This window comes from Leifsonia sp. HAY1-4F (assembly GCF_056755275.1).
Genome location: NZ_JBNDHX010000116.1, coordinates 1 through 11,174, shown reverse-complemented (window position 1 = coordinate 11,174; position 11,174 = coordinate 1). Strand labels below are relative to the sequence as shown.

The window sequence follows — 11,174 nt, the reverse complement described above, 5'->3', positions numbered from 1 at the left end:
GGGCGTCGCGGACTACCTGACCCGCAACGGCGGCGGCGACGCCGAGCTGTTCGCCAAGCTGATCTACACGCGCGGGGGCGCGAGGGCAGGGGGCTAGGCGGTCTCGCGGATGCGGAAGGCGTCGTCGCCCTCGGGCGGCAGGTCGGAGACGGCGACGGCGTCGACGGCGGCGCCCGGCGGTCCGCGGCGCAACCAGTCCAGCATCCGGTCGACCTGCTCCGGCTCGCCCTCGATCTCGGCCTCGACGGTGCCGTCGCTCCGGTTGCGCGCCCAGCCGCGCACGCCGAGCCGGTGCGCCGCCTCGCGCGCGCCCCAGCGGAACCCGACGCCCTGCACGCCGCCGGTCACGATCGCTCTCCTCCGGATCACAGCACCATTCTGCTCCCGGCCGGATGAGCTTCAATGGGAGGATGACCGCACCCTCGATCCCGGCCGCCGAACGCATCCCGGACCTCCGCTCCGACCTGATCGCAGCCGGATTCGGGGTCGACGCACTCACGGAGTTGTGGGGCGAGGAGGCCGCGGACGCCCTCCACCGGGGTCAGCGGGTCCCGGCGGAACGCGCGCTCGCACGGCGTGCAGCCTCCCCGCTGTCGACGCTCGCGCGGCTGTTCGTCCTCGGCGTCCCGGTGGCACGCGAGGCGGCCGCGGCAGCATTCCCTGCGCTGGGCATCGACGGCGCCATCGCCCTCGGGCTCGTCGCGACCGGCCGCGACGATGCCGCCACCCCGGGCGCCTCCAGAAACGCCCGCGACGCCGCCGCCACCCCCGACGCTCCCACCACCGCCGCGCCCGCCGACACCGTGACCCCCGCCGTCGACCTGCGCCCGTACGCCTTCGTGGGTGCGGCCGGTCCCGCCGAGTGGTGGATCGTCTCCGACCTCGGCGAGCTCGCCCTCGGCCACGCCCTCCCCAAGGATCACGTGCTCGGCGTCGGCGGCGCCTCCCTCACCCTCAGCGGGCTCATGCTGCAGGATCCCGTGGAGAGCGTCCTCGACCTGGGGACGGGATGCGGCATCCAGGCCATGCACGCCGCCCGGCACGCGCGCCGCGTCGTCGCCACCGACATCTCGCCGCGGGCGCTGCGCCTCGCCGCGCTGAATCTGGCGCTCAACGAGATCGACGGCGTCGAGCTGCGTCTCGGGAGCATGTTCGAGCCCGTCGCCGCGGAGCGGTTCGACCACATCGTGTCCAACCCGCCGTTCGTCATCACTCCGCGCGTGGAGGGCGTCCCCGCCTACGAGTACCGCGACGGAGGGATGGTCGGCGACGGCCTGGTCGCCTCGTTCGTGAGTGGGTGCGGCGACCACCTCACGCCCGGAGGCGTCGCCCAGCTGCTCGGCAACTGGGAGTACCGGGGCGCCGGCGACGGGCTGGAGCGCGTCCGGGAGTGGGTGGATGCCTCCACGATTCCGCTCGACGCCTGGGTGATCGAGCGGGATGTGGAGGATGCCGTCCGGTACGCCGAGACCTGGATCCGCGACGGCGGCACCCGCCCGGGCACCCCCGCGTTCGACCGTCTGCTCGGGGCCTGGCTGGACGACTTCGAGGGACGCGACGTCCGCTCGGTCGGCTTCGGCTACCTGCTGCTGCGGCGGGTGGGCGCGGTATCCGGTCGGGATGCGGACAGTGGCCCGGAGCGGGCCGGATGGGTGGATGCGGTGCCGACGCTGCGCCGGTTCGAGCGCCTGCACGGATCCGTCGGCGCGAACGAGGCCGGCCTCGGCGTGCACCTCGGCGAGGCGCTCGCGGCGCACGATCTTCAGGCGGTTCTCGACGACGACGCCCTCGCCCGGTTGCGGCCCGTCCTCGCCGGCGACGTGACCGAGGAGCGGCACCTGTGGCCGGGCGCCGACTCACCGACTGCGATCCTGCTCCGTCAGGGCGGCGCCTTCGGGCGCGTCGTCTCGGCGGACACCGGTCTCGCCGCCCTCGTCGGTGCCTGCGACGGCGAACTGACCGTCGGCGCCATCGTCGCGGCACTCGCGCAGCTGCTCGAGGTGGATGAGGACGCCCTGCGCGGCGAACTGCTCCCCGCCGTCCGCGGCCTCCTCGTGGACGGCTTCCTGCACGCCTGACGCGTCAGTCCGGAACCGCCCCCGCCGCACGCCTGACGCGTCAGTCCGGAACCGCCCCCGCCGCACGCCTGACGCGTCAGTCCGGAACCGCCCGTGCAGCGCGGTCGACCGGCAGGAGCGTCACCTCCGCGAGCCGCCCATCCACCACCTCGACCCGCAGATACGTGCACTCCGGCTGGCGCCGCCGGTCCGTGGGCGAGCCGGGGTTCAGCAGGCGCAGGCCGCGCGGGCTCACCGTGTCCCACGGGATGTGCGAGTGCCCGAAGACGAGCACATCCGCCTCCGGGAAGTCCCGCTCGCACCGCAGTTCGCGGCCCGTCGCCGGCCCGGTCTCGTGCACGACCGCGAACCGGACCCCCTCGAGCGAGGTATCCGCCACCTCCGGCAGCCGCCGGCGCAGCTCCGGCCCGTCGTTGTTGCCGTAGACGCCGACCAGCCGGCGCGACCGCTGCTCCAGAAGGTCGAGCGTCGCCGCATCCACCCAGTCGCCGGCGTGGATGACGACGTCGGCCGCATCCACTTCGGCCAGCACCTGGGCGGGCAGCGATCGGGCGCGCTTCGGGATGTGGGTGTCGGAGATCAGGAGGAGCCTCACGTCCGTTCACGATACGCACGCCCGCGGAACGGGGCTAGTTTCGCAGTATGGACCCACGCAACCTCGGAAACAGCGGAACGATCGTGTCGGAGTTCGCCCTCGGCACCATGACCTTCGGAGCGGAGGCGGACGAGCGCACCTCGCACGCCATCCTGGAGCGCTACCTCGACGCCGGCGGCAACTTCATCGACACCGCCGACGTGTACTCGTCCGGCGCGTCCGAGTCGATCATCGGGCGCTGGCTGGGCCGGCACCACGGCCGCCGCGACGGCATCGTGATCGCGACGAAGGGCCGCTTCCCGATGGGCGCCGGGCCGAACGACCTCGGACTCTCCCGCACGCACCTGCGGAACGCGCTCGACGCCTCCCTCCGTCGCCTCGGCGTGGAGCACATCGACCTCTACCAGCTGCACGCCTGGGATGCGCTGACGCCGATCGAGGAGACGCTGCGGTTCCTCGACGATGCCGTCACCGCGGGCAAGATCTCGTACTACGGCTTCTCGAACTACCTCGGCTGGCAGCTCACCAAGGCCGTGCACGTCGCCCGCGCCAACGGCTGGGCGCCCCCGGTCACGCTGCAGCCGCAGTACAGCCTGATCGTGCGCGGCATCGAGCACGAGGTGGTGCCGGCGGCTCTGGATGCGGGCGTCGGCCTGTTGCCCTGGTCGCCGCTCGCCGGCGGCTGGCTGAGCGGGAAGTACCGCCGCGACGAGCCGCCGACGGGCGCCACGCGCCTCGGCGAGAACCCGACCCGCGGCATGGAGGCCTGGGAGGCCCGGAACGCGGACCCGCACACCTGGGAGATCATCGACGCGGTGGATGCGGTGGCGCGCGAGACGGGGGCGTCCGCGTCGCAGGTGTCGCTGGCGTGGCTGAGCGACCGCCCGGCGGTGACCTCCGTCATCCTCGGCGCACGCACGGTCGAGCAGCTGGAGGACAACCTCGGTGCCGCCGACCTGGAGCTGACCGACGAGCAGCGCTCCCGGCTGGAGGCGGCGAGCACCCCCCGCGCGGAGGTCTACCCCTACGGAGAGCAGGCCGTCCAGCAGCGACACCGCAGGCCCGAGGGCGGTCGCTGAGCCGGGCTAGGTGCGCGCGGGTCCGTGCTTCCGCGCCAGGGGACCGGGTCAGCGGAGGGCGTCGAGGCCGGCGAGGAGGTCGCGGGCGGCGGCGCTGACCGAGGCCTGCGGGGTGCGCAGACCGACGACGACGTCGGCCGTCCGGTCGTCGGAGGTGCGCATCCTGAGCACCGCGATCCGCAGCTCCACGGTGCCGCCCGGGATTCGGTGGCCGCTCAGCGAGAGCACGTTCGACGAGAACGTCAGCGACGTCCACTCGTCGGCGGCCGCCGTCGCATCCTCCGCGATTCCGGCCAGCCACGCGGCCAGGTCCCGCGCTTCGTCCCGGGTGAGGCAGGGGGAGTTTGTGAGCGACCAGCGGCGGGCGCCGTCGTCCACGGCGACATCGGCGAGCACCCGGTCGTCGTCCGGCTGGAGGGCGGTCGGGCGCAGCTCGATGCTGCGCTCGCCTCCGTCGTCCTGCAGCCTCACGGTGCGCTCGGCACCACGGTGAGCACGCGCTCGATGTACTCGAAGAAGGCGTTCATGAAACCGCGGAGGAAGTCTTCCGTCCCGGCCTCGGTGACCGTGCCGTCCTCCTCGATCAGCCCGGGGCGCATCCAGATGTAGGCCTCCGGAGCGTTCATCTGTGGCGCCTGCAAGAAGCTGAGGACGCTGCGCAATTGCTGCTGCGCGACGGCCGTCCCGATCTGGCCGGTGGAGGCCCCGATCACGGCGGTCGCCTTGCGCGCGATCACATTCTCGCCATACGGACGGCTCGCCCAGTCGATCGCATTCTTCAGCGCGCCCGGGATGCCCCGGTTGTATTCGGGCGTGACGAAGAGCAGCGCATCCTGTTCGGCGATCAAGGCTTTGAACTCGCGGGCCTCGGGCGGGTAGTCGCTGTCCAAGTCCCGGTTGTACAGCGGCAACCCGCCGATCGGGATCTCGGTGAACTCGAGATCGGTGGGTGCCAGCCGCAGCAGGGCTGTCGAGAGGATGCGGTTCACGGACTTCGCGGAGAGGCTTCCCACGACGTAGCCGACACGGTACGGAGGCTGGAGTTCGTTGATCGTGGCCATGAGTGCCATGCTGCCCCAGCCCTACGGAGGAGTGAAGCCCCTCATGCCCTGCGCGCCGTCCCACGGTGGGGCAGGAATAGGGCATCTTCCCGATGTCCGGTGGGGGCCTTAGCGAGCAGGCTGAAGTCATCGCCGAAAGCGGCGCGAGAGCCGCAGGCGAGGATGAAGGGGAGCAGGATGATGCTGATCGACGAGTTCGCGAACACTCGGATGTGGGCCGCGGAGGCCGAGCGCCAGGAACGGGAGCGCGAGCAGGCGCGGCAGGTGCGGGAGCACGGCCGGTGGCTGCGGTCGGCCGGGCGGAAGGTCCGGGCGGAGGCGGCCGATTCGGGCACGTCCGCGGCGCAGCCGCCCGAGGCGACACGCCAGGCCGAGGCGTCCGCGCCGCAGGAGCGGGAGCTGGCTCACGCCGGCCGATGACGGCTCCGCCGGCGGCGTGTCTGCCGTCGGCGAAGCGGTCCATCCGGGGGCGCCGGATGTCGGTGGCTCGTGGCACGATGAGGCCATGCGATCATCGGCGTCGAGCCACACTCTGGTCGGGCGGGAGCCCGACCTGGCGGCGCTGCGCGACGAGTTGCGTGCGGCGGCCGCGGGTGAGCCGCGCGCGGTCGTGATCGGGGGAGAAGCCGGCATCGGCAAGTCCCGGCTGCTGGAGGAGTTCCTCGCCGAGCAGGAGCCGTCCGCGATGGTCCTGCTGGGCCGGTGCGTCGATCTGGGAGATGAGGGCGCGCCGTACGCGCCCTTCGCGGCCGTGCTGCGGCGTCTCATCCAGACGTTCGGCCTCGAGCGCGTGCTGGAGGCGGCCGGTTCGGGAGCCGGAGTGCTCTCCGCGCTGCTTCCGGAGCTCGCCGACGAGTCGGCGTTGCCGCCGCGGACCGGCGCAGAGCGGTTGTACGAACTGGTCACCGTGCTGCTGGAGAATATCTCGGCGGAACGACCGGTGATCCTCGGCATCGAAGACCTGCAGTGGGCCGATCGCTCCACTCTCGAACTGCTTCGCTTCATCGTGCGGATGTCCGAGGGCGGCCGCATCCTGGTGCTGCTCACCTACCGGAGCGAGGAGGTTCCGCGGGGGCACATCCTGCGCTCCTGGCTTCCCGAGCTCGACCGGACGCGCCGGGTGACCCGCTGGGAGCTGGCCCGCCTCGGCCTCGAGCAGGTCGCGGAGCTGGTGGAAGAACTGCTCGGGCGCACGCCCGACGCCGCGTCGCTGCAGCGCGTGGCCGAGCTCAGCGAGGGTGTTCCGTTCTTCGTCGAGGAGCTGGTCGGGATCGACGGACTCCGCTCGGGAGACGACCTGCCCGAGACCCTCCGCGAGCTGGTGCTGACGCGCTTCGAATGGCTGAGCGAGCCTGCGCAGCGCCTGTTGCGCGTGCTCGCAGCCGGCGGGGTCTGCGTGACGCACGAACTGCTCGCCGGCGTCTTCGACGGGTCGGCGGACGAACTGGATGCGGCTGCGCGCGAAGCCGTCACGGCGAACCTGCTCACGGCCGACTCCACAGAGTACTCGTTCCGCCACGCCCTGGTGCGCGAAGCGATCCACGCCGATCTGCTGCCGGGCGAGCGCACCCGCTTCCATGCTCGCTACGCGGAGGCGCTCGAGGCGAGCCCGCAGCGCTCGGCCGTCCAGCTGTCGGCGCACTGGCTGGCGGCGCACGACATCCGCCGCGCGTTCCTCGCCTCCCTCGAGGCGATGGATGAGGCGAAGCGCTCCTACGCGTACGCGACGGCCGCGGCGATGGGCGACCGCGTTCTGGAGCTGTGGGATCGCATTCCCGACGCCGAGGAGCTGAGCGGACGCGATCGTGTCGCCGTTCTGGCGTTCACCGCATCGGCGCTGCGGAACGCCGGCAACAGCGAGCGTGCCCTCGCGCTGGCCGAAGTGGCGTTCGCGGAGGCGGAGGACCGGGAGCCGGCCCTCGAGCCGGCCCGCCTGGCGCGGCTGCTGCGGGACAAGGGGCAGTACATCGCGAACCTCAACCGGCCGGGCACCGCCGAACTCTTCGAAGAGGCGCTGACCCTCGTGCCGCCCGGATCGCTGCCCCGGACCGACTTCCTGCGTGCGCACCTGCTGACCGAGCTCGCAGCCCAGCGGATGCTGCAGGGGTCGTTCGAGGCGGCCATCGAGACGGCGAGTGCGGCGATCGCCGAGGCGGAGGAGGCGTCGTCCGGCCTGCGCTCGATCGCGCACAACATCCTCGCATCGTCGCTGGTGGCATCCGCACACATCGACGACGGCTTCGCGGAGTTCGAGATCGCCGGTGAGCTCGCCGTCGGCGACGCAGGTGCGATGCTGCGATACGCGGTGAACATGTCGGATGCGCTCAACTCGGTCGGTCAGTACGCCGAGGCGTTCCGCTTCGCCGAGTCCGGCGTGGCACGGGCGCGGGAGCGCGGGGTGGAGCGCACGACCGGCGTCTGGCTCGCCGCCAACACCGCCGAGCCGCTGATCGCCCTCGGCGAGTACGAACGTGCGGAAGAGATGCTGCGCATCGCCCTCGGCTTCGACGATCGGGCCGGCGTCACCGCGCAGCTGCAGCGTGCCCGGCTGTGGGTCTGGCATGGCGAGCCCGAACGCGCGGACGCCCTGCTGCGGAGGCTGCGCACACCGCTGCGTGCCCTTGCCGAGCTGGAGCAGCAGACGCGACTGGCGCTCGCTCGCATCTCGGCCGAGGTCGCCATCGCGCTCGGCGACTTCGACCGGGCGTGGGCCGAGACGCGCGGCGTCGGCGAACCGCCGTTCCGCCGGATGCCCGGGTCCGACATCACGGTGCTGGCGGCGGCGGCGCGCGCTCTGGCCGAGCTGGCCCTGCGCGGCGACCGTGGGTCCGGGCTCGACGTGCTGAGCGAGGTCGAACGGCTCGATGAGGTGCTCGACGGGAGCCGCGGCTGGCCGACGGCCGCCGCCTGGGCGCCGCTGGTCGAGGCGGAGCTGGCGACCGCCCGGGCAGCGGTGTGCGCTGAGGCGGACCGGGGCGAGCGGTTCGCGCTCGCCGCGACAGCATGGGCGAACGCGACGGAGGCTGCGGCAGGTCCGCTGGCGCCCGTGCATCTGCTGCCGTACGCCCTCCTGCGCTCTGCGCGCATCGCGCTGGTCGCGGGGGAACGGTCGCGTGCCGAGTCTCTCGTCGCCCAGGGGCGCGAGCTGGCCGAGCGTAGCGGCATCCGGCAACTCGTCGTGACCGCCGACGCCCTCGCTGCCCAGCCGGCAGGTCGGACCTCGTCGGCGGCGGACGCGCACGGACAACCGCTGACCGAGCGCGAGGAACAGGTACTCGCGCTCATCGAGCAGGGCCTCAGCAACAAGCAGATCGGCGAGCGCCTCTACATCAGCGCGAAGACCGCGAGCGTGCACGTCTCGAGCATCCTCCGCAAAGTCGGCGCATCGAGCCGCACGGAGGCCGTCTACCTGGCGTCCCGCCCCGTCTCCTGACCCGGCCGCGCGCCCGGCTGCTTCCTGCCGGATGGGCGAGCAGCGGTGGGCGTCAGCTCTCGACGGCGACCGCGCAACGGATGCAGAGCTCGGCCGTCGGCCGCGCCCGCAAGCGATCGACGCCGATCGGCTGGCCGCAGTGCGAGCAGGTGCCGTAGGTATCCAGGCGCAGGCGTTCGAGAGCGGCATCCACGGCGGCGATGTCGTGGGCGGCGTCCGACCGCAGAGCGTGCAGCCGGCTCCACTCGGACGACAGCGTCGGTCCCTCCGGATCGTGTTCGTCGTCGGCGGTGGACTCGGACCGCGAGGCGAGCAGCAGCCCCAGCGACTCCGCCAAATGCTGCGCCTCGGCGACGTCGTCGTCTCGCCGTTGTCGCAGCAGCGTCTCGAGCTCGAGGCGCTCGTCCGGGGTGAGGACTTCCACGTCCCTCACGACCGTCAGCTCCTCGGTCTGCGGCTCACTCGGCCGCATCCGCTCCTCCATCTGGGCATCTTGCACGCGCCTACCCCTTCCGATCCCCCGATCGTGCCTCTGATCGAGTCAGGGTACGCCTCGCGGACGGATTCCGCAGGTCCGACGCGCGTAGGCTCAGCCGGTGCCCTCCTTCCGCGTGATCGTCGCCGTCGGCCGTCTCCGCCCGGGTGTGGATCCCCGCACCGTCGAGCCCGCCGCGGCGACGGCGGCTCGCGAGCTCGCCGTCGTGGAAGCTTCGAGCGTGGATGTGGTGGCCGGGGAGGCGCGGATCACCGTCCGCTTCACCGAGGACACGGTGCAATCGGCCCTGCGCGTCGCCGAGCACACGGTCGCCGGACTCCGCGCGATCGCCGAGGTCGGCTCCTGGAGGCTCACCGAGCGCGTGGGCGGACGCTGGTTCCGTCGCGCGTGAGTCCTGCTTGCGCCTCTTGCCGCCTAGGCGGGTCGCCGCCTCCGCGGCTCACATGCCCTCGCGTCACACCGAAGCGGGCAGCGACTCCTCGATGAGGCCGACGATCGCGGGATCGTCGGGCTCCGTCTGCGGACGGAAGCGGTGCACCGCACCCTCCGGCGTGATGACGAACTTCTCGAAGTTCCACTTGACGCGGCCCGCCTTGCCCTCGGCGTCCGCGGTCTTCGTCAGCTCCTGGTAGATCGGGTGGGCGTTGCGCCCGTTCAGGCGCACCTTCTCCATGATCGGGAACGTGACTCCCCAGGTCATCGAGCAGTACTCCTTGATCGCATCGGTCGAGCTCAGCTCCTGCAGGAACTGGTTGCTCGGGAACCCGACCACCGTGAAGCCACGCTCGCCGTACGTCTCCTGCAACTTCTCGAGCTTCTCGTACTGCGGTGCGAGCCCGCAGCGGGAGGCGACGTTGACGACGAGGATCACATTGCCCGCATATGCGGACAGAGCGGTCTCGTCGCCGTCGATGGTGTGGAAGGGGATATCCATGACGGTCATGAGGGAAGCGTATGGTCGTTCGCTTCGAACCGGCTCAGAGTTCCCGGTCGTTAGGCCGCGGAGGCGAGCGGCGCGTCCGGATCGGCCGTCCACTCGCTCAGCGAGCCGTCGTACAGGAGCACGTCCGTGCGGCCGAGCACGGCCAGCGCGAGGGCGTCGGCGGCTGCGGCGATCCCAGCGCCGCAATAGGAGACGATGGGGCCGGGCGTGGTCAGGACGTCCGCGAAGATCGTGCGCAGCGCATCCACCGGAAGAACGGCGTTGCTCTCACGATCCACCAGCCGCACCGCAGGCGCGCTGACACTGCCCGGGATGTGGCGGGCGGCGAAGTCGCGGGGCGGCGTCCCGCACACCAGCGTGCCGACGCGAGAGCCGTCGACGATGGCCGTGACGTCGGCGGTGTCGGCCCAGAATCCGTCGCGCTCGATCGCCGTCAGCGCCACGGGCGAGCGATCGTCGGCCGCGGTGACCGCGGCGGAATGCCCGTGATCCAGAGGGCGGCCCTCGGCGGTCCATTTCACGGCGCCGCCGTCGAGCACCGCCACGCGGTCGTGGCCGAACGCCCGGAACAGGTACCACAGGCGCGAGGCCCACTGCCCGACCGCCGCGTCGTACACGACGACGGTCGTCTCCGCCGAGACGCCGACCGACGCTGCGGCCGCTGCGAACGCGTCGGCATCCGGCCGGGTGAACGGGAACCGGGCGGCCGGATCGCTGAACGATTCCAGCAGATCGGCGAAGACGGCACTGGGGAGGTGTCCCTCCTCGGTGAACCGGTCGAGTCCGGTCCGGTAGACGGGCCGTCCGTCGGCACCCTGCGCGGGGACGACGGTCGCGTCGAGGACGACCAGCCCCTCGGCGCCGAGGTGGTCGGCGAGCCACTGCGTCGAGACCAGCGGCCCGTCGAGTGCGGCGGCCAGCGCTGCAGGCGCGGCGGGGACAGCGGAGGAATCGGACGGAAGGCTGGAGGTGTGGTCGGTCGTGGTCACCCGCTCACGCTAACGACGACCACCGACGCTTGGAACGCATCCCGCAACGCGCCGTAACGCGACGCGCATCCCGCCGTCGTCGCTCCCGCCCCGGCGTCCCGCCCATCCGCCACCCCCACGCCCCATCCGCTCCTCTCCCAGCCTCGAAGTGCTCGTTGTTGCCGGCGACACGCCGTACGCGAGTGCAACAACGAGCACTTCGGCGGGAGGGAGCCGGCTCACGCCGCACGCGGTGCAACAACGAGCACTTCGGCGGGAGGGAGCCGGCTCGCGCCGCACGCGGCGCAACAACGGGCACCTCTGCGGAGCGCGCCGCCTCACCGGCGTGCCGCCGCGCGCATCCCCGCGAAGTTCTCGTAGTTGCAGGTGACACGCCGTCCACGCGTGCAACAACGAGCACTTCGCAGGGAGGGAGCCGGCTCACGCCGCACGCGGCGCAACAACGGGCACCTCTGCGGAGCGCGCCGCCTCACCGGCGTGCCGCCGCGCGCATCCCCGCG

The 11,174-nt window shown here is 72.3% G+C and carries 12 protein-coding genes; 5 read left to right on the top strand and 7 right to left on the bottom strand.

Annotation, left to right across the window (positions count from 1 at the left end; genetic code table 11):
* Window positions 1–93: 93 nt before the first annotated feature.
* Window positions 94–369, bottom strand: a complete 276-nt coding sequence (locus ACPYOG_RS16865; RefSeq protein ID WP_481295321.1) for an acylphosphatase — start codon at window positions 367–369, stop codon at window positions 94–96.
* Window positions 370–410: 41 nt separating this feature from the next.
* Between ACPYOG_RS16865 and ACPYOG_RS16860 the strand changes: the two genes are divergently transcribed.
* Entirely contained in the window at window positions 411–2,078 is a 1,668-nt protein-coding gene (locus ACPYOG_RS16860) for a DUF7059 domain-containing protein (RefSeq protein ID WP_481295320.1), read from the top strand.
* A gap of 76 nt (window positions 2,079–2,154) precedes the next feature.
* Here the strand turns inward: ACPYOG_RS16860 and ACPYOG_RS16855 are convergent, their stop codons facing one another.
* Window positions 2,155–2,673, bottom strand: coding sequence for a metallophosphoesterase family protein (locus tag ACPYOG_RS16855; protein ID WP_481295319.1), 519 nt, complete (start codon window positions 2,671–2,673; stop codon window positions 2,155–2,157).
* Between the two features lie 47 nt (window positions 2,674–2,720).
* Between ACPYOG_RS16855 and ACPYOG_RS16850 the strand changes: the two genes are divergently transcribed.
* Window positions 2,721–3,752, top strand: coding sequence for an aldo/keto reductase (locus tag ACPYOG_RS16850; protein ID WP_481295318.1), 1,032 nt, complete (start codon window positions 2,721–2,723; stop codon window positions 3,750–3,752).
* Between the two features lie 48 nt (window positions 3,753–3,800).
* On the opposite strand, the gene ACPYOG_RS16845 is transcribed toward ACPYOG_RS16850, so the two are convergent.
* Both ACPYOG_RS16845 and ACPYOG_RS16840 read right to left on the bottom strand, forming a co-directional pair.
* Entirely contained in the window at window positions 3,801–4,223 is a 423-nt protein-coding gene (locus tag ACPYOG_RS16845) for a WapI family immunity protein (protein WP_481295317.1), read from the bottom strand.
* Window positions 4,220–4,822, bottom strand: a complete 603-nt coding sequence (locus tag ACPYOG_RS16840) for an NADPH-dependent FMN reductase (RefSeq protein ID WP_481295316.1) — start codon at window positions 4,820–4,822, stop codon at window positions 4,220–4,222. Before ACPYOG_RS16840 ends, ACPYOG_RS16845 begins: the two co-directional genes overlap by 4 nt.
* A gap of 168 nt (window positions 4,823–4,990) precedes the next feature.
* Between ACPYOG_RS16840 and ACPYOG_RS16835 the strand changes: the two genes are divergently transcribed.
* Window positions 4,991–5,233: a hypothetical protein gene (locus ACPYOG_RS16835; RefSeq protein ID WP_481295315.1), complete on the top strand. Its 243-nt coding sequence runs from the start codon at window positions 4,991–4,993 to the stop codon at window positions 5,231–5,233.
* Between the two features lie 85 nt (window positions 5,234–5,318).
* Window positions 5,319–8,246 (top strand): helix-turn-helix transcriptional regulator, encoded by a 2,928-nt coding sequence (locus ACPYOG_RS16830; RefSeq protein WP_481295314.1) that lies wholly within the window; start codon window positions 5,319–5,321, stop codon window positions 8,244–8,246.
* A gap of 52 nt (window positions 8,247–8,298) precedes the next feature.
* Here the strand turns inward: ACPYOG_RS16830 and ACPYOG_RS16825 are convergent, their stop codons facing one another.
* On the bottom strand, window positions 8,299–8,745 hold the full coding sequence (locus tag ACPYOG_RS16825) for a TraR/DksA family transcriptional regulator (RefSeq protein ID WP_481295313.1): 447 nt from the start codon (window positions 8,743–8,745) through the stop codon (window positions 8,299–8,301).
* Window positions 8,746–8,842: 97 nt separating this feature from the next.
* Here ACPYOG_RS16825 and ACPYOG_RS16820 point away from each other — a divergent pair, with 97 nt between their 5' ends.
* The gene (locus ACPYOG_RS16820; protein WP_481295312.1) at window positions 8,843–9,133 is read left to right on the top strand and encodes a hypothetical protein; all 291 of its coding nucleotides are present in this window, start codon (window positions 8,843–8,845) and stop codon (window positions 9,131–9,133) included.
* Between the two features lie 63 nt (window positions 9,134–9,196).
* Here the strand turns inward: ACPYOG_RS16820 and ACPYOG_RS16815 are convergent, their stop codons facing one another.
* Together ACPYOG_RS16815 and ACPYOG_RS16810 are read right to left on the bottom strand one after the other, a co-directional pair.
* Window positions 9,197–9,685, bottom strand: a complete 489-nt coding sequence (locus ACPYOG_RS16815; RefSeq protein ID WP_481295311.1) for a glutathione peroxidase — start codon at window positions 9,683–9,685, stop codon at window positions 9,197–9,199.
* 50 nt (window positions 9,686–9,735) lie between these two features.
* Complete coding sequence (locus ACPYOG_RS16810; RefSeq protein ID WP_481295310.1) at window positions 9,736–10,674, bottom strand: sulfurtransferase; 939 nt, start codon at window positions 10,672–10,674, stop codon at window positions 9,736–9,738.
* Window positions 10,675–11,174 lie beyond the last annotated feature (500 nt).